Origin of the sequence: Streptococcus caecimuris (genome assembly GCF_943193075.1) — a bacterium.
In the GTDB taxonomy this organism is placed as follows: Bacteria; Bacillota; Bacilli; order Lactobacillales; family Streptococcaceae; genus Streptococcus; species Streptococcus caecimuris.
In genome coordinates, this window is sequence record NZ_CALPCT010000002.1 from 1 (window position 1) to 23,402 (window position 23,402).

General features: G+C 42.5%; 25 protein-coding genes, 1 tRNA gene, 1 other RNA gene and 1 pseudogene. 16 read left to right on the forward strand and 12 right to left on the reverse strand.

What is annotated here, in order from left to right; genetic code table 11:
- The 6 genes from NFR56_RS00845 to NFR56_RS00870 form a co-directional block, all read right to left on the reverse strand.
- A partial coding sequence (locus NFR56_RS00845; protein ID WP_251457080.1) for a transposase occupies positions 1 to 323 on the reverse strand: 323 nt, incomplete at its 3' end.
- 207 nt (positions 324 to 530) lie between these two features.
- Positions 531 to 1,541 (reverse strand): YeiH family protein, encoded by a 1,011-nt coding sequence (locus NFR56_RS00850; RefSeq protein WP_031576934.1) that lies wholly within the window; start codon positions 1,539 to 1,541, stop codon positions 531 to 533.
- Positions 1,542 to 1,863: 322 nt separating this feature from the next.
- Positions 1,864 to 2,277, reverse strand: a complete 414-nt coding sequence (locus NFR56_RS00855; protein WP_081103087.1) for a helix-turn-helix domain-containing protein — start codon at positions 2,275 to 2,277, stop codon at positions 1,864 to 1,866.
- A 96-nt stretch (positions 2,278 to 2,373) separates the two neighbouring features.
- Positions 2,374 to 2,446, reverse strand: a tRNA-Lys gene (locus tag NFR56_RS00860).
- Between the two features lie 5 nt (positions 2,447 to 2,451).
- A non-coding RNA gene (ssrS, locus tag NFR56_RS00865) (6S RNA) lies at positions 2,452 to 2,644 on the reverse strand.
- Between the two features lie 66 nt (positions 2,645 to 2,710).
- Positions 2,711 to 3,982 carry a replication-associated recombination protein A gene (locus NFR56_RS00870; RefSeq protein WP_251457083.1) on the reverse strand — a complete coding sequence of 424 codons (1,272 nt, stop codon included), beginning with the start codon at positions 3,980 to 3,982 and terminating at the stop codon, positions 2,711 to 2,713.
- 114 nt (positions 3,983 to 4,096) lie between these two features.
- Between NFR56_RS00870 and NFR56_RS00875 the strand changes: the two genes are divergently transcribed.
- The 12 genes and pseudogenes from NFR56_RS00875 (at position 4,097) to dtd (ending at position 13,540) form a co-directional block, all read left to right on the forward strand.
- Positions 4,097 to 4,567 (forward strand): DUF3013 family protein, encoded by a 471-nt coding sequence (locus NFR56_RS00875; protein WP_251457086.1) that lies wholly within the window; start codon positions 4,097 to 4,099, stop codon positions 4,565 to 4,567.
- A 54-nt stretch (positions 4,568 to 4,621) separates the two neighbouring features.
- Positions 4,622 to 5,165: pseudogene (locus NFR56_RS00880) on the forward strand (hypothetical protein).
- A gap of 49 nt (positions 5,166 to 5,214) precedes the next feature.
- Positions 5,215 to 5,649, forward strand: a complete 435-nt coding sequence (locus NFR56_RS00885; RefSeq protein WP_251457092.1) for an NUDIX hydrolase — start codon at positions 5,215 to 5,217, stop codon at positions 5,647 to 5,649.
- Positions 5,646 to 6,119 carry a GNAT family N-acetyltransferase gene (locus tag NFR56_RS00890; protein WP_251457095.1) on the forward strand — a complete coding sequence of 158 codons (474 nt, stop codon included), beginning with the start codon at positions 5,646 to 5,648 and terminating at the stop codon, positions 6,117 to 6,119. The genes NFR56_RS00885 and NFR56_RS00890 overlap by 4 nt, the downstream gene beginning before the upstream one ends.
- Positions 6,120 to 6,256: 137 nt before the next feature.
- Positions 6,257 to 7,207 carry a 50S ribosomal protein L11 methyltransferase gene (gene prmA, locus NFR56_RS00895; RefSeq protein WP_049486462.1) on the forward strand — a complete coding sequence of 317 codons (951 nt, stop codon included), beginning with the start codon at positions 6,257 to 6,259 and terminating at the stop codon, positions 7,205 to 7,207.
- 1 nt (position 7,208) lies between these two features.
- Positions 7,209 to 7,952 (forward strand): 16S rRNA (uracil(1498)-N(3))-methyltransferase, encoded by a 744-nt coding sequence (locus NFR56_RS00900; protein ID WP_251457098.1) that lies wholly within the window; start codon positions 7,209 to 7,211, stop codon positions 7,950 to 7,952.
- Between the two features lie 142 nt (positions 7,953 to 8,094).
- Positions 8,095 to 8,487 carry a DUF1310 family protein gene (locus NFR56_RS00905; RefSeq protein ID WP_021154325.1) on the forward strand — a complete coding sequence of 131 codons (393 nt, stop codon included), beginning with the start codon at positions 8,095 to 8,097 and terminating at the stop codon, positions 8,485 to 8,487.
- A gap of 2 nt (positions 8,488 to 8,489) precedes the next feature.
- Positions 8,490 to 9,806, forward strand: a complete 1,317-nt coding sequence (locus NFR56_RS00910) for a hypothetical protein (protein ID WP_023919600.1) — start codon at positions 8,490 to 8,492, stop codon at positions 9,804 to 9,806.
- A 3-nt stretch (positions 9,807 to 9,809) separates the two neighbouring features.
- Positions 9,810 to 10,199, forward strand: coding sequence for a hypothetical protein (locus tag NFR56_RS00915; RefSeq protein ID WP_023919598.1), 390 nt, complete (start codon positions 9,810 to 9,812; stop codon positions 10,197 to 10,199).
- Positions 10,186 to 10,479 carry a hypothetical protein gene (locus NFR56_RS00920; RefSeq protein WP_023919596.1) on the forward strand — a complete coding sequence of 98 codons (294 nt, stop codon included), beginning with the start codon at positions 10,186 to 10,188 and terminating at the stop codon, positions 10,477 to 10,479. Before NFR56_RS00915 ends, NFR56_RS00920 begins: the two co-directional genes overlap by 14 nt.
- An 83-nt stretch (positions 10,480 to 10,562) precedes the next feature.
- A complete protein-coding gene (locus NFR56_RS00925; RefSeq protein ID WP_013904522.1) occupies positions 10,563 to 12,782 on the forward strand; it encodes a RelA/SpoT family protein in 2,220 nt (739 codons plus the stop codon).
- A gap of 314 nt (positions 12,783 to 13,096) precedes the next feature.
- On the forward strand, positions 13,097 to 13,540 hold the full coding sequence (gene dtd / locus NFR56_RS00930) for a D-aminoacyl-tRNA deacylase (RefSeq protein WP_049486459.1): 444 nt from the start codon (positions 13,097 to 13,099) through the stop codon (positions 13,538 to 13,540).
- 21 nt (positions 13,541 to 13,561) lie between these two features.
- Here the strand turns inward: dtd and NFR56_RS00935 are convergent, their stop codons facing one another.
- Positions 13,562 to 14,215: a metal-dependent transcriptional regulator gene (locus NFR56_RS00935; protein WP_251457101.1), complete on the reverse strand. Its 654-nt coding sequence runs from the start codon at positions 14,213 to 14,215 to the stop codon at positions 13,562 to 13,564.
- A 124-nt stretch (positions 14,216 to 14,339) separates the two neighbouring features.
- Between NFR56_RS00935 and NFR56_RS00940 the strand changes: the two genes are divergently transcribed.
- Positions 14,340 to 15,365 carry a DUF3114 domain-containing protein gene (locus tag NFR56_RS00940; protein ID WP_251457104.1) on the forward strand — a complete coding sequence of 342 codons (1,026 nt, stop codon included), beginning with the start codon at positions 14,340 to 14,342 and terminating at the stop codon, positions 15,363 to 15,365.
- A gap of 34 nt (positions 15,366 to 15,399) precedes the next feature.
- Here the strand turns inward: NFR56_RS00940 and tpx are convergent, their stop codons facing one another.
- The 4 genes from tpx to NFR56_RS00960 form a co-directional block, all read right to left on the reverse strand.
- Positions 15,400 to 15,894: a thiol peroxidase gene (tpx, locus tag NFR56_RS00945; RefSeq protein WP_223345465.1), complete on the reverse strand. Its 495-nt coding sequence runs from the start codon at positions 15,892 to 15,894 to the stop codon at positions 15,400 to 15,402.
- Positions 15,895 to 15,973: 79 nt separating this feature from the next.
- Entirely contained in the window at positions 15,974 to 16,903 is a 930-nt protein-coding gene (gene fimA / locus NFR56_RS00950) for a metal ABC transporter substrate-binding lipoprotein/fibrin-binding adhesin FimA (protein WP_251457107.1), read from the reverse strand.
- Between the two features lie 11 nt (positions 16,904 to 16,914).
- Positions 16,915 to 17,757: a metal ABC transporter permease gene (locus NFR56_RS00955; RefSeq protein WP_003004302.1), complete on the reverse strand. Its 843-nt coding sequence runs from the start codon at positions 17,755 to 17,757 to the stop codon at positions 16,915 to 16,917.
- The gene (locus NFR56_RS00960) at positions 17,754 to 18,476 is read right to left on the reverse strand and encodes a metal ABC transporter ATP-binding protein (RefSeq protein WP_049515716.1); all 723 of its coding nucleotides are present in this window, start codon (positions 18,474 to 18,476) and stop codon (positions 17,754 to 17,756) included. Before NFR56_RS00960 ends, NFR56_RS00955 begins: the two co-directional genes overlap by 4 nt.
- Before the next feature lie 192 nt (positions 18,477 to 18,668).
- On the opposite strand from NFR56_RS00960, the gene NFR56_RS00965 reads away from it, so the two are divergent.
- On the forward strand, positions 18,669 to 20,564 hold the full coding sequence (locus NFR56_RS00965; protein WP_251457109.1) for a M13 family metallopeptidase: 1,896 nt from the start codon (positions 18,669 to 18,671) through the stop codon (positions 20,562 to 20,564).
- Between the two features lie 166 nt (positions 20,565 to 20,730).
- Here NFR56_RS00965 and NFR56_RS00970 read toward each other — a convergent pair whose 3' ends face one another.
- Complete coding sequence (locus NFR56_RS00970; RefSeq protein WP_048691616.1) at positions 20,731 to 21,507, reverse strand: glycyl-radical enzyme activating protein; 777 nt, start codon at positions 21,505 to 21,507, stop codon at positions 20,731 to 20,733.
- A 130-nt stretch (positions 21,508 to 21,637) separates the two neighbouring features.
- Between NFR56_RS00970 and NFR56_RS00975 the strand changes: the two genes are divergently transcribed.
- On the forward strand, positions 21,638 to 22,381 hold the full coding sequence (locus tag NFR56_RS00975) for a DeoR/GlpR family DNA-binding transcription regulator (protein WP_048717589.1): 744 nt from the start codon (positions 21,638 to 21,640) through the stop codon (positions 22,379 to 22,381).
- Positions 22,382 to 22,395: 14 nt separating this feature from the next.
- Positions 22,396 to 23,367 (forward strand): sugar-binding transcriptional regulator, encoded by a 972-nt coding sequence (locus NFR56_RS00980; protein WP_049486456.1) that lies wholly within the window; start codon positions 22,396 to 22,398, stop codon positions 23,365 to 23,367.
- Positions 23,368 to 23,402: the final 35 nt, after the last annotated feature.

Genomic DNA, 23,402 nt, shown 5'->3' on the forward strand with positions numbered 1-23,402 from the left:
TCAACAATAGTATACCCATTTTTCTTGTATTGTGCCAGCCAATTTGGAAGCATTCCTTGGTTTGGGAGAGCATAATCAAGGCTTACACTTCTTTGTGAACGACCTTCAAGTAAGACTTTATCAATGATTTCTCGTTTTAGTTCAGGAGAATAGTAACAATTCTTTCCTTTTTTTACGATTTCTATTCCATAACGATCAATCAATTTAATCATGTACTGAAGATTAGAAATCTTTATCCCAAATTGATTTGAAAGTCGCCTAAAACTCTCTCCTTGCTTTCTTGATTCATATATTTGAACTTTATCTTCAAAAGTTAATTTCATAATAAAAGCACCCCAAAAATTAGATTTTTCTGTCTAACTTTTAGGGTGCAGTTCAGATAGGGAATATCCCTTTTTATTTTGCTTTAAATCAGATTTTTGGATGGAATAGTAGATGATAAGACAAAATATCTTTGAACATACAAAAAGACAAACGCCAAAAATGACGTCTGTCTACGTTCTGAGGTAGCCTTTAGGCTCCCTTTTTTCTTAGAAAATACCGATGAGTAATTGCATGCCAAGACTAGTCAGGATGATAGCAATCCAGCAAAGGGCTCCAAGAAGAATGGATTTTCCACTGGATTTGATCATAGCAACGAGGTTAGTTTTGAGACCAATAGCACTCATAGCCATGATGATGAGGAATTTGGAGAGCTGTTTGAGAGGTGAAAAGAAGCTATTGCTAACACCAAAAGAAGTAAGGACGGTAGTTAGCAGAGAAGCTAGGATGAAGTAGAGAATGAAAACGGGGAAGATTTTTTTAAGCTTTACTCCTTGGTTGTTGTCTTGTTGACGGCTTTGCCAATAGGAGAGGAAGAGAGTAATAGGGATAATAGCTAAGGTACGAGTCAGTTTGACAATGGTTGCAGATTCTAGAGTATTGGTATGATACAGACTATCCCAGGCGCTAGCTGTGGCTGTTACAGAGGAAGTATCGTTGACCGCAGTACCCGCAAAGAGAGCAAAACCTTCGTTGGAGAGATGGAGCCAAGAACCTAGAGTTGGAAAGATAAGAGCTGCCAAGACATTGAAGAAAAAGATAACAGAAATGGCTTGGGCTACTTCTTTTTCCTTGGCGTGAATAACAGGAGCAGTCGCTGCAATGGCAGAACCGCCACAGATAGAAGAGCCTACCCCAATCAAGGTAGCTAGCTTTGTATCCATGTTAAAAAATCGTTGGAAAAAGAAAGCAATAATTAAAGCGATAGAAATAGTCGAAAGGATGACAGGAAGGGAAGATTTTCCAACTGCGAAAACTTGAGAGATATTGAGTCCAAAACCAAGTAAGATAACAGCATACTGAAGCAATTTTTTGGAGCTATAAGTCAAACCAGCATCCAGTTGTTTATAGGGAGTGAGAAAGGGGTAGAGAATCATTCCGATAAAAATGGCGAAAACAGGTGCTCCCACAACAGGCAGAAAGCCTCCTAAAACCCAAGAGATGATAGAAATGATCAGACAGGCTAACAGTCCTGCCCAATTTTTTGATAGAAATGACATAAAAACCTCCGAAAATAAATACCCCTTATTATAATCTTATTTATCAGAAAAGTAAAATAGAAAATAGAAAGTAGGAATAAGGTAGTAAATTAACGGAATTTTGCGGTCAGAGAGCTTTTTGTAATATAATAGATATATGTTCTTTGATCAATAAGGATGCAAATGTGGCATATGTTATTGAAAAAAATGAATTTGATGAGCCTGGACATGTGAAGTAATTATGTGAGATAAGAAAATAAATAAGAGAGTTGAAAATGTACTGATCCCAAAAGTTAGATTTTTTTCTGTCTAACTTTTGGGATCAGTACATATCCTCGCTTTTTTAATCTAATAGGTCCTTATTTTCAATTAAGAGTTCTAGTGGGGATTTATCTCTTGCTACAATAAAACCAGGTTCATATTGGTTATGAAATGTTCTTTTCTGAGAAGTTGGATCAATATACAACTCATCTCCATCTTCTGTGTATAGTTGGTTGCCTCTTGTTAGGTAAAGTAAATCCTCTAAGTACTGTCCATCAGTTTCTAGAAAATGTTCGATGTATTTGACAGCCTTTAAGATCTCACTTACTTTATCAGAGTATTCATTCGATTCAAGAACACTCTTTTCTAATTCAATCTCCTTACTTGTTCCAAAAAGTTGAGTTGGAGTTGCATTAAAATATTCTGCTATCTTATCTAAATTTGCAAAGGTAGGATAGCTTTTTTGTTTTTCGTAGTCAGAGATGTCTGGAAAGATTGCTCATAAAAAAATGTGGGGCAAATGATGGGGCAAATCAGTTATAGACAAACAAAAAAGCCTTGTAAATCAAGGCTTTTTCCTGTTGTATGTAGATGCCCCCTACAGGGCTCGAACCTGTGACCCATAGATTAAGAGTCTACTGCTCTACCAACTGAGCTAAGGAGGCAAATATAAAAAGCTGTATTGGTGCCGATACTTCACGATTTGTATTGAACCCGCGCAATTAAGCAGGTGGGCAACTCGCTCTGACTTAGCTGCTTCCGCGTGAAACGGCCTGCATACTGCCAGAAGTCTTTTGTTTCCCTAATAATACAAAAAATAGTCGGTCAACACTTAAGTGTGAAGTCGTACACCACAGCGTTTCTATATGTATATGATACCACATTTTGAAAATATTTCAAGGAAAAATCTCAATTTTTTGAAACCGATGTCACTTTTTCTTAAATTGATCAATCTTCTCCTTGGTGGCTCCGAGAGCACGCTCGTACTTGCCATTTTCATTGGGAATAAAGTAGGAAGCGTGTTTGAGCTTGTCTGGCAAGTAGTCCTGATTGACCCAGTTGCCAGGGTAGTTGTGAGGGTATTTATAGTTTTGCGCATTTCCCAGTTCCTTGCTTCCAGCATAATGACCATCGCGGAGGTGGCGAGGAATAGGAAGGTTGCCAGAACTTCTAAGATCAGCCAGCGCCTTGTCCATGGCAACGTAGGCTGAGTTGGATTTCGGCGAAAGGGCTAGATCGATGACGATGTTGGCGATGAGAATGCGGGCCTCAGGAAAGCCGATGCGCTCAGCTGCTTGTAACGCTGTCACGGTATGAATCTGCGCATCTGGATTGGCCAGACCGATATCCTCATAAGCGATGACAGTCAAGCGACGAGCTAGGCTGGGTAGATCTCCGGCTTCGATCAAACGAGCTGCATAGTGGAGACTAGCATCGACATCCGAACCACGGATAGACTTTTGTAGGGCAGAGAGCACATCGTAGTGGCCGTCTCCATCTTTGTCCATGGTGATGTAGCTACGCTGGAGGCTGTTTTCCATGATCTCTAGCGTAATATGGCGGATGCCTTCTGCATTTTCAGAGGTCGACAGCACCGCCAGATCGAGAGAGTTAAAGGCGGAACGAAGATCTCCATTGGTCGAAGTAGCGATAAAATCCAAAGCGTCCTCATCGAGAATGACAGGAAAGTCAAAGCCACGATCGGGATCATCTAGCGCCGTTTTTAGAGCTTGCTTGACCTCCTCCGTCGTCAACGGTTCCAGCTCAAAGATTTGTACGCGGCTACGAATAGCGGGTGTGACAGAGAAAAAGGGATTTTCAGTCGTTGCACCGATCATGATGACCAGACCGCTTTCGAGCAAAGGCAAAAGAAAATCTTGCTTGGTTTTATCAAGGCGATGGATCTCGTCTAAAAGCAGGACCAAGCCACCTGAAAACTTGGCTTCCTCTGCGATTTCTTGGAGGCGTTTTTTACTGTCAACCGTTGCATTAAAGGTCCGAAAGGCATACTTGGTCGTTCCTGCGATGGCAGAAGCAATACTGGTCTTTCCGATCCCCGGAGGTCCATAGAGAATCATGGAAGACAGACGATTGGCCTCGACCATGCGGCGGATGATTTTGCCTTCTCCGACCAGGTGTTGTTGACCAATGACTTGATCGATCGTCCGTGGGCGCATACGGAGTGCGAGATTGTCGGGCATTTCCTTCTCCTTTCTAGCTTTGTCTCCTTTCAAAGAGGCGTTTTTTATGGTAAGATTGTAGTAACTATTGTATCATATTCCGCTCTAAGAGTGGGAAATTAGAAAGAGGACGCTATGTCTAAATATGGATTTTTGGATATTTTAGAAGAGGAGATGGACAAGGTTTTTCCTTTTGATTTTGAGATCAATTGGGATAAGAAAAACCATGCGGTAGAAGTGGCTTTCCTCTTGGAAGCACAGAATACAGGAGGGGTTGCCTTGGTTGATGAAGCGGGTGAAGAGTCTGATGAGGATATTTTCTTTGAAGAAGCCGTGCTCTTTTACAATCCAGCCAAGTCGCATGTGGAGGAAGATGCCTATTTAACGACGATTCCTTATGAGCCTAAAAAAGGATTGTCTCGGGAGTTTCTAGCTTATTTTGCGACTTTCCTTCGAGATACAGCCGAGCTGGCCTTGGATGAGCTCATGGATTTCTTAGCAGACGAAGAAGCAGAGAGCTTTGAGATCGTCTGGAACCAAGAAGTTTTTGAAGAAGGCAAAGTTGGCCTAGAAGAAAGCACGTTTTATCCCTATCCGAGATATTAGAAAAGATTCTAAGTGGTTTTTTTGAATACTGGATTCAAGGAGAAGGGGAAAACTATGCTAGAAAAAGTCAAACAGTTTTTCAGGAGAAGGTCAGATAAATCTGAGCAATCAGTTTGCATTCTTCCCCGTAATCGCTTTGCGAATTTAGATTTCGAGAGAGTGTTGAAGTCTGGAACTCGTCGCCTTGTCGATGAGGAGGGACGTTATGCAGAAGATGGCACAGTCACAGAACTTGAATTTCCTGAAGACTTTGCGGAATTTGAATTTTTAGTTGGTTTTAAAACGGAAGAGGAAGATCAGTTCCAACAACTATTAGCTCGTTTAAATAGTATTGACAATGCCATTCAGTCCTATTTGGAAAGTGAGATGCAACAACCCATCCCTCAGTATGCCAAGGATCTCGGCTATACTCAGAAGAGATGGGAAAGGACATTTTACTTCCATCCTTGGATATTAAATGGTGAGGAAAATCCGCCTAATCTTCGATATGTTGCAGATTATATAAATGATGAGTTTACGGTTTATTTTGCTAAAAAAACATGGTAGATGGCAGGCGTACTGGGATGCAGAGTGCCAAAAAGTAATCGAAGAAAGCTAGCTCGTATTTTCCTAGAGAGTAATTGTTATCATAGAAAAGAGTAAATATCATGGAATTATTAGATAGCAGAATGGATTTCCAAGGTTGCAAGATTGCCTTGATTTGTGGGGATAAGGTCTTGACTATCTTACGTGATGACAAGGACGATATCCCTTGTCCCAACATGTGGGAGTTGCCAGGTGGTGGCCGTGAAGGGGATGAAAGTCCCTTTGAATGCGCAGCGCGTGAAGTTCATGAAGAACTGGGAATTCATTTAAATGAAGATTGTTTGCTTTGGGGAAAAATTTATCCTAGCGTAATCTTTGAAGGCAAGCAATCGGTCTTTATGGTTGGTCAGCTAAGACAAGAACAATTTGACAATATTACCTTTGGAGATGAAGGGCAGGGCTATAAACTGATGCCTATTGAGGAGTTTTTGAAGTCTAAACAGGCAGTGCCTCAGCTACAGGGGAGATTGAGGGATTATTTGGAGGAAAGTTTATGATAACACTTGTTCGAGCGGGAGCAGAGGATTTAGAAACTATTATTGCAATTCAGAGAGCCAGCTTTAAGGCTGTTTATGAAAAATACCATGATGAATATGACCCTTATCTCGAGGACCGCGAACGAATTAAGTGGAAATTAGTGGAGCGTCCCAATAGCTATTACTACTTTGTAAAAAAAGATGAAGAAAAGATAGGTTTTTTACGAATTCAGACCAATGAAGAGTTAACGAAAGCTTGGTTGGGAACCGCAGCGATTTTGCCCCAGTATCAAGGAAAAGGGTATGGATCTGAAGGATTGCGCTTGCTAGAAGAGGAATTTCCAACCATCACACAGTGGGATTTGTGTACGGTGTTACAGGATGCAGGTATGGTCGCGTTCTACGAGAAGAATGGTTACCATCAAACCCATATCGAGCCTGAAAAAGAAGGCATGGATATGGTCTACATGAAAAAATTGATAGAGAAATAGAAAGGATGGTTCGGTTAAATTTCTAAACTGAACCCGCCCTAAACACTGTGCCAAAAAGATAAACTTCTCTTAGACACAAGTATCTTCAGAGAGTTTCCTATTTTGGCTTTGTGTTTTACGGGCTTGGTATCTTAATTATGGAAACATGGCAAGAGTTAAAGGTTACAGTAAAGCGTGAGGGAGAAGAGTTGGTCTCTAATCTCTTGATCGAGTTAGGCGCCCAAGGGGTCGCGATTGAAGACAGCATGGACTATGTGGGAAATGTCGATCGATTCGGTGAGATTTTTCCTGACGTCGAACAACAAGAAGAAATCGTGGTGACGGCCTACTACCCGGAAACGGTTGATGTAGCAGCGGTTGAAGCGGACTTGCAGGCTCGCTTGGCAGAATTGACGGATTTTATGGATCTAGGAGAGGTTAAGATGGGCACGACTGCCTTGGCTGAGGAAGACTGGGCCGACAACTGGAAGAAATACTATGAACCAGCTCGTATCACTCATGACTTGACCATCGTGCCGTCATGGACAGACTATGAGGCAACGGCGGGAGAAAAGATTATCAAGCTGGATCCAGGGATGGCCTTTGGGACAGGAACTCACCCAACAACCAAGATGAGTCTCTTTGCCTTGGAGCAGGTTCTTCGTGGTGGGGAGACAGTGCTAGATGTGGGGACAGGTTCAGGAGTCCTTTCCATCGCTAGCTCCCTTCTTGGTGCCAAGGAAATCTTCGCCTATGACTTGGATGACGTAGCGGTTCGCGTCGCTCAGGAAAATATTGAACTCAACCCGGGAATGGAAAACATCCATGTAGCTCCGGGCGATTTGCTCAAGGGCGTGGAGATTGAGGCAGATGTCATCGTGGCCAACATCTTGGCGGATATTCTTATCCATCTGACAGATGATGCTTATCGTTTGGTCAAGGACGAAGGTTACCTGATCATGAGTGGAATTATCAAGGACAAATGGGACATGGTACGTGAGTCGGCTGAGTCAGCTGGATTTTTCCTTGAAACCCACATGATCCAAGGGGAATGGAATGCCTGCGTCTTCAAGAAGACCAAGGATATCTCCGGTGTGATTGGAGGCTAGCATGCAGCAGTATTTTGTAAAAGGTTTGGCTAGCTCACCTGTCACCATAGAGGACAAGGAGACCAGCAAGCACATGTTTCAGGTCATGCGCTTAAAAGAAGATGATGAGGTGACTTTGGTCTTTGATGATGGGATCAAGCGTTTGGCGCGCGTGGTAAATGTAGAAGCCCGTAAGTTGGAGCTAATCGAGGAATTAGCTGACAATGTGGAACTGCCAGTCCAAGTGACCATCGCATCAGGCTTTCCCAAGGGAGACAAGCTCGAGTTCATCACTCAGAAAGTAACGGAACTCGGTGCCAGCCAAATCTGGGCCTTCCCTGCAGACTGGTCCGTTGCTAAGTGGGACGGCAAGAAATTGGGTAAAAAGGTCGAGAAACTAGAAAAAATCGCCCTTGGAGCAGCCGAGCAAAGCAAGCGGAATTTGGTCCCAAGCATTACCCTTTTTGAGAAAAAGGCAGACTTTCTAGCCCAACTGGACCAGTTTGACTCTATCGTAGTGGCTTATGAAGAGTCAGCCAAAGAAGGAGAAGCCGCTGCGCTTATCCAAACAGTCTCGGGTCTTGAAAAAGGGGCAAAATTGCTCTTTATCTTTGGACCAGAGGGTGGCCTCTCCCCTGTAGAAATTGAAAGTCTTATAGCCAAAGGAGCAGTCCTTGCAGGCCTTGGACCTCGCATTCTCCGTGCAGAAACCGCACCACTCTATGCCCTCAGCGCCGTGAGTGTTGTTACAGAATTAATGAACTAACGAAGTGAAGAAATCGCTTCGTTATTTTTTTTTACAAAAATCTTCTATTTTCAAAAATTTTTACGAATTATTAAAGTAAGAGTAATAAATTTGAAAACTAAATAGTGTAAAGTGATACTACAGGAATTTATGGAGGATGAAAATGAAACCAAAAAGAAAAATCGGTCGTTATATATTTGGAGTGTTGCTATTAGGAGTGTTGCTATGGGGAGGTCTACTTGTAAAGAACCATCTTGATTTTCAACATGAAATGGTTCAGATCGTGCATAGTAAGGAAGTGGAAAAGTTGATAGAAGAAGAACTAAAGGCAACAGATCCAGATGCCTTGACGCCAAAAGGTAAGATCCAATCGTATGAAATTAATGATGAAACGATCGAACACAATCCAATGGGGGGGATAATGTTTGAAGTGACTATAAATGGAAATAAAGAGATAACTGGAAGTATGGGATTGAGGAAGAGTAGTGAAGATGGCCCGATTAGATCTGTAGGGATGTCTGAGTCTACAGAACTACAGAATCTAATAGGAGATTAAAAATGGTATTTAATGATGAACAAAAGAATGATATTGCATGGCAGGAATATACGAAATACAAAGTTGGAAATAAAGTAAAAATTGATACAGATAATAAGAAAAAAACAATAGGCTATGTTTCTGAAGTTTTTGGCCAGGCACCAGAAGAGGATATGGTTTCCTCTCTCGAAGACTTGAAAGCACGGTTTCAAGGAGCTCTATCTGGTTTAAATGGATATATTGTGACAGATAAAAAAATCACTCATGAAACCAGACCAGAAGATGTGCATGAAGTAACAATTTTGTTTGAGGGATCGGAAGCTAAATTTGATAAAAATTTCATGGGGGCTGTAGATGATTGGGTGCTCACCGATGCTCCAACTGCATTACAAATATCAATGGCCAAGAGACTTGGGATAAAAACCGGGAAAATTTCCCAGCTTGATGCGGCTTCGAAAGAAGTAAAAGCAGCAATGGATAGATATCCGAATGCGCGTTTCAAATTTTATGCCCATTCTTTAGGGGGCTTAAATCTCCAAGCTTCACTTGGATCTTTGGAAGATAAGTATTTAAACAGAGTGGATGAGGCTTATATATATGAAGCGCCTAACCTTTATCCACAGTTAAGTGATGCAGAAAAGAAACAGGTCGATAAGATTAAATATAAAATTTTTAATTTTATAGACAAGCGTGACTTGGTCACATGGGAACATTCTGAAGAGGGGAATGAAGGAGTTGTTGGAACACTTGTTCGAATTGACAGTAAGGATGCAGGCAATTTAGGAAAACAACATATGTGGGGTGGTTACGACTACAAGTCTGGCTACTTGAACGTCAAAGAAGAGGGTTTAGATGACTATCGGTTAGCTCGAATAAAGCAGACAAAAGAACAACTGCAGTTAAAGAAACAAGCATTGGAGACTTGGAAAAAGAGCGGACTTTCTGGAAGTGACCTTATTTTCATGGATACGACTCAGGCAATGGGAATAGTGGAGTCGCTGAAGGAGTTTACTCTCATTGCCTCTGATTATATTTTAGCTGTCTGTGATTTCCGTATTGCGGATATAAAAGGAACCTGGGAGACGTTATTAATTTCTTGCCGTTCAACTGTATTAGGGACCCGTTGCACAGAAAGTGATATTATAAGCGCACTTGCTCAAATTGGTGCAACAAAAGAAACGATTGAGACGAATCGCATCACAGAATTAGAAAAAATTAAAAAAGATACTCTAAAAATAAAAGAAAGTATTTTTAGTCTATCAACAGACATGGCGAAAGGAATTGCAACTGTAATAGGCACGGATGTTTCTCTAGCAAGCCAATTTCAATTGCAATGGTAAAGAATGGGTAACAAAGAGATTGAATACATTAATGCGATTAGAGAAGTAGAAGAAAAATGGAATGGTACTGAAGAAGAATTAAAAATGGAGATGAAAGAACTAGAGAAAAGAATGAATCATATCCATGATCAGTATTGTTTTACAAAACAAAGCATTGAAATGATGGAAGAGGAAGTAGGATATTTCTCTAAGACGATGGGTAATACGGAAATTTTATCGGATTATTATCGGGAATTATCAGATGTTTATGAAGAATTGAATGCAGAGCACTATCACGAACTAGCTCATATTGAGGAAGCGCATCAGTTAAAACAAAAAGAATTACAGGTAGCCTCTGAAAAATATGCGAATGAGATTGCAAAATTACGAAAGGAGATGTATGTCGAAAATTGATCTTACAAATGATTTAACATACGAAGATAAGCGTTTCATGGCAGCTCTTCTTAGTGTTAAATTTATGGGGGAAATAGCCTTAACAAAGGCAACTGTTGACCAAAAAAGCATTAAAAAAAGAATTTCATCTAGTATAACAGAACTTGAAAGTTCTCTAGATCAGGTTATTGGAACTATTGATTCGGATTTGGCTGGAAAATTTTCAAACTCTGTTAAAGAAGGGGTTGGAAGAAAAAAATTGGAGTTAAACGCTTTGCAAGAGTTTTGTAAGACAAAGTAGTATCCGTATATTAAAGTAGCTTCATTGGTTCCCATCTGCTTCTAAAAGTGTTAAAATAGTATCCAAGAAACTGGAGAAACTACATGCCGAAAGAAGAGAATTTAACAGGGGACCAAGTCGTTGCCCTTACAAAAAAATATTTATCACCTGAGGATGTTGCTTTTGTGCAAAAGGCTTTGGTCTATGCAGTTGATTGTCATAGTGGGCAATTCCGTCAGTCTGGCGAGCCTTATATCATTCACCCGATTCAAGTGGCAGGAATCCTTGCCAAGCTGAAACTGGATGCTGTGACGGTCGCCTGCGGCTTTTTGCATGATGTCGTAGAAGATACGGATGCGACTTTAGATGATTTAGAGCGCGAATTTGGTCATGATGTGCGCGTGATCGTCGATGGGGTGACCAAGCTCGGGAAGGTCAAGTACAAGTCCCACGAAGAGCAGTTGGCGGAAAACCATCGCAAGATGCTTATGGCCATGTCTCAAGATATCCGTGTCATTTTGGTCAAACTAGCCGATCGCTTGCATAATATGCGCACCCTCAAGCATTTGCGCAAGGACAAGCAAGAACGCATTTCGCGTGAGACCATGGAGATTTATGCGCCACTCGCCCACCGTCTCGGGATTTCTAGCGTCAAGTGGGAGTTGGAGGATTTGTCTTTCCGTTATTTGAATGAGACAGAATTCTACAAGATTTCTCACATGATGAAGGAAAAACGTCGCGAGCGAGAAGAGTTGGTGGAAGAAGTCGTCCACAAGATTGAGACCTATGCTGGGGAACGCCACTTACATGGGAAAATTTACGGTCGACCAAAGCATATCTACTCGATCTATCGCAAGATGCAGGATAAAAAGAAACGCTTCGATGAAATCTATGACTTGATTGCCATCCGCTGTATCCTGGATACCCCCAGCGATGTCTATGCTATGCTAGGCTACATCCATGAGCTCTGGAAGCCAATGCCGGGGCGTTTTAAGGACTATATTGCCAACCGGAAGGCCAATGGTTATCAGTCTATCCATACGACTGTATATGGCCCTAAAGGACCGATTGAATTCCAGATCCGAACCAAGGAAATGCATGAGGTTGCTGAGTACGGGGTTGCGGCTCACTGGGCCTATAAGAAAGGGATCAAGGGCCAAGTCAACAGTAAGGAATCGGCCATTGGAATGAATTGGATCAAGGAGATGATGGAACTCCAAGACCAGTCAGGTGATGCCAAAGAATTTGTTGAAAATGTAAAAGAAGACATCCTGGCAGAAGAAATTTACGTCTTCACACCAGATGGAACCGTGCGCTCGCTTCCGAAAGATTCCGGACCGATCGATTTTGCCTATGAAATCCACACCAAGGTTGGGGAAAAAGCGATTGGTGCCAAGGTCAACGGCCGGATGGTGCCCCTCAATACCAAACTTCGGACGGGAGACCAGGTGGAGATTATCACCAATGCCAACTCCTTTGGTCCGAGCCGTGACTGGCTGACCCTTGTCAAAACCAGCAAGGCGCGCAACAAGATTCGTCAATTCTTTAAAAATCAAGACAAGGAATTGTCGATTAACCGGGGTCGTGACCTCTTGATGGCCCAATTCCACGAGCATGACTTGGTAGCCAATAAGTTCATGGACAAAAAGCACATGGACAAAGTGTTACAAAAATCAAGCTATAAGACAGAAGAAGCCTTGTTTGCGGCGATTGGTTTTGGAGAGATTGGGGCTATTACCATCTTTAACCGCTTGACGGAGGATGAACGCCGGGAAGAAGAACGGGCCAAGGCACGCGCAGAAGCAGAAGAGCTAGTCAAAGGTGGCGAGGTCAAGGTTGAAAATAAAAAAGATACCTTGAAGGTTCGTCATGAAGGTGGCGTGGTTATCCAAGGAGCTTCTGGCCTCTTGATTCGGATTGCTAAGTGCTGTAACCCAGTTCCAGGCGATGAAATTGTCGGCTACATCACCAAAGGACGTGGGGTCGCCATTCACCGCAGAGACTGTATGAATCTTCGCGCTCAAGACAACTACGAGCAACGCTTGATCGATGTAGAATGGGAAGATAACAACACGACCAAAGACTATATCGCCCACATCGATATTTACGGACTCAACCGAGCCGGACTTCTGAACGATGTACTCCAAGTCCTTTCCAATACAGCTAAGATGATCTCAACTGTCAATGCCCAACCAACCAAAGACATGAAATTTGCCAATATCCACATTTCCTTTGGGATTCCGAACCTATCGATGTTGACAACGGTTGTGGATAAGATTAAGAGTGTGCCGGAGGTGTACTCTGTTAAGCGTACCAACGGCTAATCGGCTACTCAGTTATCTTTTATAGCTTCGTTAGCTCGCCTTGCCGTACTGAAGTACTGTCTGTGTCTCGCTGCCTTGCCCTAAAAGCAACTGAACAGCCTTTGGTTTTCGGATAGTCTTCCTGCGTCGCACTGCCTTGTCTGGAGCCGATTTTCTTTGAAGTAAGTAAGAACATGGTCAGAACTCTTTTATTAGTTGGTTAGCTCGCCTTGCCGTACTGAAGTACTGTCTGTGTCTTGCTGCTTTGTCTGAAGTTGATGTTCTTTGAAGGTTAGTAGTGAATGCCAAATAGATTTATAATATAGGATAGTAAAATGAAATTAGTGATTCAACGGGTTAAGAGTGCCTCAGTTTCCATTGATGGTCAAGTCTACAATGCGATCCAGCAAGGCTTGTTGCTCCTAGTGGGAGTGGGGCCTGAGGATGACCAGAAGGATTTGGATTATGCGGTTCGCAAGGTATCGCAGATGCGTATTTTCTCAGATGAGGAAGATAAGATGAATCTTTCGGTCAAAGATATCCAAGGGGAAATCTTATCGATCTCTCAATTTACCCTCTTTGCGGATACCAAAAAAGGCAACCGTCCTGCTTTTACAGGGGCTGCCAAGCCAGATATGGCCAGTCAGTTATATGATGCCTTTAATGATCAATTAGAAAAAGAAGTCCCTGTCAAACGAGGGATCTTTGGGGCCGATATGGCGATTGAATTGATCAATGATGGTCCAGTGACGATTTTGTTAGATACAAAAAATCCATAAGTAAGAAAACATGCAGTCGGATTAGACTGCATGTTTTTCAATATAGAGTTGTTGGGCGATCACTTGGTTGATAGAAATTTCTTGTCCATGGATGACTAAGTGATAGAGTCCTGTGTAGTCATCGTACCGTTGAAACGCGATGGTATCACCAATTTGGAGATGGATCTGGTCTAAAAATTTTAACAATTCATAGGTGTCATAGACCCTTTGCAGAATATACAGACCAGGCTCAGTCGTTTCACTGAGACGGTCTTGGTAGGCTTCGACAAGCCTTTCACCTTTCTTTGGAATTGTCCCACCATGAGGGCAGGTCTTAGGATTTCCAAGCATGTGATCCAGCCGGTCGATGAAATGTTCAGAAACGGTATGCTCGAGAACTTCTGCCTCTTCATGGACTTCTTCAGTTGTGTAGCCAAGATTTTTCAGCAGAAATACTTCGATCAAGCGGTGCTTGCGGTAGAGATCAGAGACCAATTGCGAGCCCAGATCTGTTAGTAGATAGCCATGGGTCTTATCTTTCACCAAGAGACCCTCAGAGATCATGCGCTTAATCATCTCGGTCACAGCGGGTGGAGAGACCTGCATGCGACTGGCAATTTCTTTATTACTGATTTTTTCTACTTCTGTGCCAATTTCGTAAATGCACTTGAGGTAATCTTCTTTGTTTGGTGTCATGCTTTCCTCTTTTCTTCGCTCACTTCTAGTATATCAAAAAAATCCTCAAAAACGCTAGTGGAGTAATGAGAATTGTCTCAAGCTCCAAAAGATGGTAGTATAGAAGCATAGAAAGGACGGCATCATGAACAGACGGGAATTAGCGAGACTAGGCTGGAGAGAAAATAGTTTAGCCTATCTAGAGAAGCACTTGCAGGGATTGAAAGATCCACAAGCCTACCAAGAACAATACCAGTCTGTCTTTTTCTTTGCCAGTCCTCTGTTTCAAAACATGTGGTTTCAAGAGATCAAGGATCTAACGGAAACTGCTGCTCAAGACTTGCTGAGGGGAGTCATGAAAATTCTTCTTATGCCAAGTGACTTGTCTGGAACTTGTGAAGAAACAGCTTTTCTTCTGAGTAGGATGGCTCCCGATTGTCCGCCAGGTTCCGACTTTTGGAAGGCTTTTTCACGCGTCGTGCAAATCGCTTTTAGAAAGGATCCCTTGGCAGATCAGTCGGGAGATCAGCTCTTGAAACGCCAGGTTCACCAGTTGCGCTACCTACTGTCAAGTTACCAAGCTCAGTGGATTCGGACGCATGAGGCCAGAGCTGGACAGACTGACGAGGAGGCCTTACAAGCTTACCTACAGGAGGCTAGAGCGGTCACGGTGGATGCTTATGCGGCTGCCCGCCTTCACAATAAGGTCTCCCTAGGGCCAGATGGTCACCTTCATTATCCATCAGAGGTCTCCCAACAAGTCAATTTCAAGGTCTTGTTAAATTTCCATACGGAGTATATTCTCGATCAAGCCGGGCGTTTTCTCAATGAAGTCGATCCAGTAGAAGTTTCTGAAAATGGCATTGTCAATGGGGCTAGTTTTAACTACGGGCTGGCTAGGGGACGGACCCATAAGGACTTAGATATTGATCCCGTCAAAGCTTGGGACCCAGCCTTTCGGAAGCAGGTCCTTTATCGTCAAGGTGTTCGCTATCTAGCCCCTAAAAATGATCGCAGTGTCGAAGGCTACTGGAGTCGAAAAGGGGTCTTTGCACAAGGAGGCAAGAGCTACAAGCAACAAGTGGCACAGCGCGTGCGGAGTTTCCTCAGAGGCATCCCTCGCTTACGCTGGCGTGTCCTCCTACAGAATGGACTCCATCGGATTTTATAGCAATGGAAAAGAGGTCACAGACCTCTTTTTTCATTTATCCAAGTGCTTTGACGGCTTCGATTGCAGCGTCGTAATTTGGTTCGCTGTTGATGTTGTCTAGGTATTCAACGTAAGTCACCTTATTATCTGCATCTAAGACCAAGACAGCGCGCGCAAGCAAGTGCCATTCATTGATCAAGAGGCCGTAAGCTTTTCCGAAAGAATGGTCGTAGTAGTCTGAGAGCATGATAGCATTGTCGAGCCCTTCAGCAGCGCACCATTTACCTTGAGCAAAAGGAAGGTCGACAGAGACCGTCAAGACGACAGTGTCTTCCAAGTCCGATAAGGTCTTGTTGAAGTGACGTGTTTGCATCGAACAGATCCCTGTGTCGATGGATGGGATGATGCTGAGGACTTTTTTCTTGCCAGCAAAATCAGCTAAAGATTTCTTCTCCAGAGCTGGAGTGATCAATGAAAAATCATGGGCCATTTCCCCTACTCGAAGTTGAGATCCGGTAAAGGTAACAGGGTTTCCTAAAAATGTTGCCATAAAAAGACTCCTTTTTTTGTTTTTATTGTACCGCAATACCGGAGGAGGGGCCACTGATTTGTTTAGAAATCTGAAGGGGCTACTGACTCAATCCTTCTGCGATCTTGTCTAAGTTCCACTTCATCATGCTGTAGTAGCTATCACCCTTTTCCCCTTCTTTGGCAATCGAGTCAGTAAAGATCTTTGCATAGATCGGGATATTGGTATCCTTAGACACAGTTTTCATAGGACGCTCATCGACACTGGATTCGACAAAGAGGGCCGGTACTTTGGTTTGACGCAATTTCTCTACCAGCGTTTTGATTTGGTCAGGTGTGCCTTCTTCTTCCGTATTGATTTCCCAGATATAGGCAGATGGGACGCCGTAAGCTTTGGAGAAGTATTTGAAGCAGCCTTCGCTGGTTACAATCATCTTCTTATCTTCTGGGATATTGTTGAATTTTTGTTTGGCTTCTTGGTCGAGCTTGTTGAGTTTTTCAGTATAGGCAGCTAGATTTTTTTCGTAGAAGTCCTTGTTTTTGGGATCTTTTGCGATCAATTGTTTGGCAATGTTTTTAGCGTAGAGGATCCCGTTTTCGAGATTGAGCCAAGCGTGAGGGTCTTCTTTTCCAGCTTGGTTTTGGCCTTCCAAGTAGATGACGTCGACTCCGTCGCTAGCTGCGAAATAGTCTTTGTTTTCAACTTTATTGGCATTTTTGACCAATTTAGTAAACCAAGCATTGCCCCCGGTTTCGAGGTTGATCCCGTTGTAGAAGATGAGGTCTGCTTGCGAAGTCTTTTTGACATCTTCTGGAAGCGGTTCGTACTCGTGAGGATCTTTGCCGACAGGAACGATACTGTGCAGATCGATCTTATCCTCAGCAATATTTTTAGTTATATCTGCAAGGATGGAGTTGGTGGTGACCACTTTCAATTTACCAGAAGCTCCAGAAGAAGAGCCTTTGCTACAGGCCAACAGACCAAATAAGAGCGCCACAAAGAGGGCGAGGATAGAAGCGGTTTTTTTCATGTGTTTCCCCTTTAATGAGATGAAAGAGCGTGCTTATTCTTTCTCTGCTTAGGAGCGATAAAGAAGCTGATGAGAAAGAAGACAGCAGAAGTGAGGACAATACAAGACCCGACGGCGATGTTTAAGCTATAGCCAATAAAGAGTCCCAGGATGGATGCAAGAGCACCTAATCCGGATGAAAGGAGCATCATGGACCAGAGACTATTGGTATAGAGATAGGCCGTCGCAGCGGGTGTGATGAGCATGGCGACGATGAGAATGGTTCCGACACTTTGCATAGCAGTAACAGAAACCAATGTCAAAAGCACCATAAGGAGGTAGTGGTAGACCTTGACCCGGACGCCCATGGATTGAGCCAAAACCGGATCAAATGAAGTGAGAAGCAAGGGGCGAAAAAGCAGGACAATCACCAGCAAGACCGCAGCACCAACACCGATGGTTATCCACATATCCCGGTCTTGGACGGCCAAGATATTCCCAAAGAGGATGTGGAAAAGGTCGGTGGAACTTTTAGCGACTCCAATCAGGATGACTCCTAAGGCGAGGAAAGAAGAAAAGGTAATCCCAATTGCAGTGTCGCTCTTGATGATGGAGTTGCTCTTGATATAGGTGATGAGGACAGAAGCTAAAAGACCAAAGACAATGGCGCCAATAAAGAAATTGATGCCCAGGATAAAGGAGAGAGCCACACCAGGAAGAACTGCGTGTGAGATAGCGTCTCCCATGAGAGACATGCCTCTTAAAATAATGAAGCATCCAACGGCTCCAGCGACAATCCCGATGGCGATGGCTGTGATCAGGGCATTCTGTAAGAAGTGGAATTGCTGTAATCCATCGATAAATTCTGTAATCATCCGACGCCACCTCCTATAAAGAGTTCATGCCCATAGGCTGCATGCAGATTTTCTTTGGTAAAGGTTTCCTCTGTTTTCCCAAATGCAATCAGTTTACGATGAAGGAGGAGGACCTGGTCGAAATAAGCTGGGACCTTGCTGAGGTCGTGATGGACGATCAGAATGGTCTTGCCTTCTTGTTTCAAGGTCTGGAGGGTCTGCATGATGATGTCTTCGCTGACAGAGTCAATCCCTGCGAAGGGCTCATCCAAAAAAATGACATCCGCTTCTTGGACCAAGCAGCGGGCGATCAGCACCCGTTGGAATTGCCCTCCTGAAAGCTGGCCGATCTGGCGATCCGCTAGATCAAGAAGATTGACAAGTTTCAAGGCATTTTCCACTTTTTGGAGATCTTCTTTGCTTTTTCTCTTGAAGATAGAAAGGTGGGGATAAAGACCCAGTGAGATGCACTCTCTCACCGTGATGGGAAAGTGGAAATCAATAGCGGATTTCTGTTCGACGTAGGCCACCCGTTGAAGAACTTGGCTGAGATCTTTTTGATCGAGCTGGACCTTTCCCGCATGAGGGAGAAGTCCTAGCATGGCCTTGATTAGGGTTGATTTTCCAGCCCCATTGGGGCCAAGAATGCCTAGGATGGTTGGACCCTGGATGGTGAGGGAAAGATCCTCCAAGGCCAGTGTTTGCTGGTAAGCAACACTGAGATGTTCAAATTGAATCATGATTTTGCTCCTTTACCATTAATATACATGAATAAAAAAATTAAGTCAAGTTAATTTTTGAAATAATTATACACGAATAAAAAGTTAAGTCAAGTTAATTTTTAAAATAATTCAACTTAAATCTCTTGAAATCATTGAAAAAAGTTCCTATTTTTGATAAGGTTATTACAAAAGAATGAAAGCGAGAAGATCATGGTACGTTTACAAGATGATTTTTATGATTACGTCAATGGGGCATGGGCTGAGACAGCTGTGATTCCTGATGACAAACCGTCAACTGGTGGTTTTATGGACTTAGATCGAGACATCGAAAACTTGATGTTGGATATCACTGGGAAATGGCAACGGGGAGAAGAGCTGCCTGAAGACAGCATTCTGCAAAACTTCGTCAAATACCACAAAATGGTGGCAGATTTTGATGCACGGGAAGCAGCTGGTGTCGCTCCAGCTATGCCCTTGATCAATGAAATCAAGGCTCTGACTTCTTTTGAAGACTATACCAGCAAGTTGGGTACCTATGAACTAGCTGGCAAACCAAATCTCATGCCATTTATGGTGTCACCAGACTATATGAATGCCCAAATGAATGTCTTGTGGGGAGAAGCGCCGGCTCATATCTTGCCAGATACGACCTACTATGAAGAAGGTAACGAAAAAGGCCCAGAATTACTGGCTATCTGGCGCCAAATGATGGAAAAACTTTTACCTAAATTTGAATTCTCAGAGGCAGAAATCAAAGATATCCTGGATAAGGTCATTGCGTCGGATGCAGAATTGGCCAAATATATCTTGTCAAATGAAGAAAGATCCGAGTACAACAAACTCTACCATCCTTATGAGTGGGCAGATTTCAAGGCCTTGGTTCCAGAATTGCCACTCGATACTTTCTTTACAGAAGTGATCGGACAAACACCAGATAAAATCATCGTTCCAGAAGAGCGTTTCTGGAAGGAATTCGCACCAACATTCTATTCAGCAGCCAACTGGGAAACCATTCATGCAAGATTGAAACTCGGTGCAGCCGTAGATTGGACTTTATTCTTGACCGAAGAAATCCGTGTCTTGGCTGGTGAATATAGTCGTACGATTGCAGGTATTCCAGAACCTCGTCCAAAAGAAAAGGCGGCCTTGTCATTAGCAGAAGTACCATATAGCCAAGCGCTTGGACTCTGGTATGCGGGTGAAAAATTCTCACCAGAAGCAAAAGCAGACGTAGAGCATAAAGTAGCAACCATGATTGAGGTCTACAAGGATCGTCTGGAAAAAGCAGACTGGCTCGCTCCTGAAACTCGCGAAAAAGCTATTGTCAAGCTCAATGTCATCACACCGCATATCGGCTACCCTGAAAAATTACCAGAAACATACGCCAAGAAGATCATCGACGAGAGCAAGACCTTGGTGGAAAATGCTCAAGCCCTTTACGAAATTTCCATTGCCCATACTTGGAGCAAGTGGAACCAACCAGTCGATCGGAGCGAATGGCATATGCCAGCTAATATGGTCAATGCCTACTATGATCCGCAACAAAACCAAATCGTCTTCCCAGCAGCGATTTTGCAAGCACCTTTCTATGACCTTCACCAATCGTCATCAGCTAACTACGGCGGAATCGGTGCAGTCATTGCCCATGAAATCTCCCACGCCTTTGACACCAATGGTGCTTCCTTTGATGAGAATGGTAGCTTGAAAGACTGGTGGAAGCCAGAAGATTACGAAGCCTTTACCGCTCGGACTCAAAAAGTCATCGATCAGTTTGAAGGACAAGACTCTTACGGTGCCAAGATCAACGGGAAATTGACCGTTTCTGAAAACGTAGCAGACCTCGGTGGTATCGCTGCAGCCCTTGAAGCCGCTAAGAAAGAGGAAGATTTCTCAGCAGAAGAATTCTTCACCAACTTTGCTCGCATCTGGCGCATGAAAGCTCGGACAGAGTACATGCAACTCCTCGCAAGTGTCGATGTCCACGCACCAGGAAAACTCCGCACCAATGTCCAATTACCAAACTTTGACGAATTCTTTGAAACCTTTGATGTCAAAGAAGGCGACGGCATGTGGCGCGCACCAGAAGATCGTGTGATCATTTGGTAAATCAAGATACTAAGCCCGTAAAAAAAGCGAGAAGAAAATAGGAGATTGACCATGTGGGCCATGCCCACCAGGCAATCTCTCTTTTTCTCGACGGTCGTAAAAAAATAAAAATCCCCAAAGCCAAGTTTCAATCTACTGAAACTAGTTTTGGGGATTTTTGAATGGATTAGAAATAACAGTGAATGTCATGATCTAAAAAAACTTGCTGGTAGTCATATAAATCTTCTGGATGCAGGGCTTTTATTCCTTCCATTTCATAGCGACGTCCTAAAAGCTTGTATTTGTTTTCTCCAAACTGGTGAAATGGGAGAAGTTGTACTTCATCGATGTTGAGAGAATTAAAAAGGGAAGCAAATTCTTCAGCATCAGTTAAAGAGTCATTGAAATTAGGAATGACTGGAATACGTAAAACGATTGTTTTGTTTTGAGCAAAGGCATAATGAATATTTTTAATAATCAGATGATTGTTGACTCCGACAACCTTCTTATGTTTAAGTGTATTGTAATGTTTAAGGTCTGTATAAATAAAATCAACATACTGAATGAGATCGACAAATTTCTCATGTTCAACAAAAGCTGTCGTTTCGATTGCAGTATGAAGTCCAACTTCTTTCGCAGCTTTTAAGATAGCTTTGGCAAATTCAAATTGAGCGAAGATTTCTCCACCAGACAGGGTAAGGCCACCACCAGATTCTTCGTAGAAGTCAACGTCTTTTAAGACATCATCTATGATCTCGGTAACTGTTTTTTCTTCTCCTGTGATGGTTTCCTTTTTAGTAACAGCATCCAACATTTTTTCAGGATTTGCACGCTGGGATTCAGGATTGGAGCACCATGGACAACGTAGGGGACATCCTTTTAAAAATACAGTAGTTCGGATTCCAGGGCCATCATGGATACTAAAGTGTTGGATATTAAAGATTATGCCGCGATTTTGTTCCATATTTTTGCTCTCCTATCAATCTAGTAAGTCCATTATACATTATTTAAGAAACTAATTCAATTACGAACGAAAGTTTATTTTGTTTTGAATTCACTCGAAAATTTGCTAAAATAGAGAAGAGGTAAAAACAATGCAACGTTTAGATGAAATATTGAAATTAGTATCGGAATTTGAAAAGATTGATGTTAATAGTTTGTCTGAGAAATTACAAGTCTCTAAAGTGACCATTCGAAAGGATTTGGACAAGCTAGAATCCAAAGGATTATTGCATAGAGAACACGGCTATGCTGTTTTAAATAGTGGAGATGATATCAATGTTCGACTGTCCTTTCAATATGATACCAAGAAAAGAATAGCCAGGGAAGCTGCTAAATTAATTAAGGATAACGACACGGTTTTGATTGAATCGGGCTCTACATGTGCCTTGCTAGCGGAAGAAATTTGCCAAACAAAAAAGAATGTCAAGATTGTGACAAATTCTTACTTTATTGCAGATTATATTCAGGAATATGATTCTTGTAAAATCATCCTACTTGGTGGTGAATTTCAAAAAGAATCGAGAGTGACTGTAGGTCCGCTTTTGAAAGAATTAATCCGTTCTTTTAGAGTTCCCTTTGCTTTTGTAGGGGTAGACGGATATGATGACGAACTTGGCTTTACTGGGAAAGATATGATGAGAAGTGAAGTTGTTCAAGCTATGTCCGATGTTTCTAAAGAAGTGATTGTCTTAACAGATTCAAGTAAATTTGGGAAATGTGGAACTGTCAGACGATTTGCACTTTCACAAGTTTCGAGAGTCATAACAGATAAGAATATATCTCAAGAAGCGAAAGAAAAACTTGAGGATTCACAAACAATTTTAACTTTAGTATAAGAAGGAGAAGCCAATTGAAAGATGAACGGAAAAAGTTACTTGCTAAATTAGCCTATCTATACTATGTTGAAGACAAAAGTCAATCGCAAATCGCAGCAGAAACTGGAATCTACCGTACAACTGTCAGCAGAATGCTAGCAGAGGCCAAGAAAGAGGGCGTAGTAAAAATTGAAATCGAAAACTTTGATACTCGCCTCTTCCATTTAGAAAATTATATCAAACAAAAATATGGCTTAAAAGCTATCGAGATTATACCGAATCTAGTTGATGAACCTCGAGAAAGCCTTGAAAAGCGACTGGCGCAAGCAAGTGCGGTCATGCTTCGTAATTTGATTGAAGATGGAATGACAGTCGGATTTTCATGGGGCAAGTCTCTCAGATTAATGGTAGAACAAGTTGGAACGAAGCGCTTGGATGGTGTACAGTTTTATCCCCTAGCTGGAGGTCCCAGTCATATTCATGCTCGCTACCATGTCAATACGCTGATCTACAGTATGGCGAGTAAATTTCATGGGGAATGTCATTTTATAAACGCGAGTGTCATTCAAGAAAATTCTGAGGTGACGGAAGGCATCTTATCTTCTAAGTATTTTGAGGATTTGAAAGCTAGTTGGCGTTGTTTGGATGTTGCGGCTGTAGGGATTGGTGGCTATGCAGATAGCAAGAATCCTCAGTGGTTTGATATGCTGACATCAAATGATTTTAAGAAATTGGAGTCAGAACATGCTGTAGGAGAAGTATGCTGTCGTTTCTTTGATCAAGAAGGTATCCCCGTTTATCCTGAATTACAGGAAAGAACAATATCTATCACATTGGAGGAATTGAGAGAGGTACCAAACACCATCTCTTTGGCCTACGGTGATCAGAAAGCAAAAGCACTTTTATCGGTTTTGAAAGCCAACTATATCAATCATTTAGTCACAGATGAAGCAACGATCTTAAAAGTCTTAGAATTAGATGGTGATCAGCAATTTACTAAAAAATAGGACAGCAGGAATGCAGTCCTTATTTTTTTGAGTTG

Bases quoted from the DNA above. Each gene is read 5' to 3' on its own strand.
- NFR56_RS00965 (WP_251457109.1), top strand. From the start codon at position 18,669: ATGGTACGTTTACAAGATGATTTTTATGATTACGTCAATGGGGCATGG.
- NFR56_RS00885 (WP_251457092.1), top strand. From the start codon at position 5,215: ATGGAATTATTAGATAGCAGAATGGATTTCCAAGGTTGCAAGATTGCC.
- NFR56_RS00875 (WP_251457086.1), top strand. From the start codon at position 4,097: ATGTCTAAATATGGATTTTTGGATATTTTAGAAGAGGAGATGGACAAG.
- tpx (WP_223345465.1), bottom strand. From the start codon at position 15,894: ATGGCAACATTTTTAGGAAACCCTGTTACCTTTACCGGATCTCAACTT.
- NFR56_RS00940 (WP_251457104.1), top strand. From the start codon at position 14,340: ATGAACAGACGGGAATTAGCGAGACTAGGCTGGAGAGAAAATAGTTTA.
- NFR56_RS00960 (WP_049515716.1), bottom strand. From the start codon at position 18,476: ATGATTCAATTTGAACATCTCAGTGTTGCTTACCAGCAAACACTGGCC.
- NFR56_RS00955 (WP_003004302.1), bottom strand. From the start codon at position 17,757: ATGATTACAGAATTTATCGATGGATTACAGCAATTCCACTTCTTACAG.
- NFR56_RS00975 (WP_048717589.1), top strand. From the start codon at position 21,638: ATGCAACGTTTAGATGAAATATTGAAATTAGTATCGGAATTTGAAAAG.
- fimA (WP_251457107.1), bottom strand. From the start codon at position 16,903: ATGAAAAAAACCGCTTCTATCCTCGCCCTCTTTGTGGCGCTCTTATTT.
- NFR56_RS00915 (WP_023919598.1), top strand. From the start codon at position 9,810: ATGGGTAACAAAGAGATTGAATACATTAATGCGATTAGAGAAGTAGAA.
- NFR56_RS00925 (WP_013904522.1), top strand. From the start codon at position 10,563: ATGCCGAAAGAAGAGAATTTAACAGGGGACCAAGTCGTTGCCCTTACA.
- NFR56_RS00970 (WP_048691616.1), bottom strand. From the start codon at position 21,507: ATGGAACAAAATCGCGGCATAATCTTTAATATCCAACACTTTAGTATC.
- NFR56_RS00920 (WP_023919596.1), top strand. From the start codon at position 10,186: ATGTCGAAAATTGATCTTACAAATGATTTAACATACGAAGATAAGCGT.
- NFR56_RS00935 (WP_251457101.1), bottom strand. From the start codon at position 14,215: ATGACACCAAACAAAGAAGATTACCTCAAGTGCATTTACGAAATTGGC.
- NFR56_RS00900 (WP_251457098.1), top strand. From the start codon at position 7,209: ATGCAGCAGTATTTTGTAAAAGGTTTGGCTAGCTCACCTGTCACCATA.
- prmA (WP_049486462.1), top strand. From the start codon at position 6,257: ATGGAAACATGGCAAGAGTTAAAGGTTACAGTAAAGCGTGAGGGAGAA.
- NFR56_RS00870 (WP_251457083.1), bottom strand. From the start codon at position 3,982: ATGCCCGACAATCTCGCACTCCGTATGCGCCCACGGACGATCGATCAA.
- NFR56_RS00890 (WP_251457095.1), top strand. From the start codon at position 5,646: ATGATAACACTTGTTCGAGCGGGAGCAGAGGATTTAGAAACTATTATT.
- NFR56_RS00905 (WP_021154325.1), top strand. From the start codon at position 8,095: ATGAAACCAAAAAGAAAAATCGGTCGTTATATATTTGGAGTGTTGCTA.
- NFR56_RS00850 (WP_031576934.1), bottom strand. From the start codon at position 1,541: ATGTCATTTCTATCAAAAAATTGGGCAGGACTGTTAGCCTGTCTGATC.
- dtd (WP_049486459.1), top strand. From the start codon at position 13,097: ATGAAATTAGTGATTCAACGGGTTAAGAGTGCCTCAGTTTCCATTGAT.
- NFR56_RS00910 (WP_023919600.1), top strand. From the start codon at position 8,490: ATGGTATTTAATGATGAACAAAAGAATGATATTGCATGGCAGGAATAT.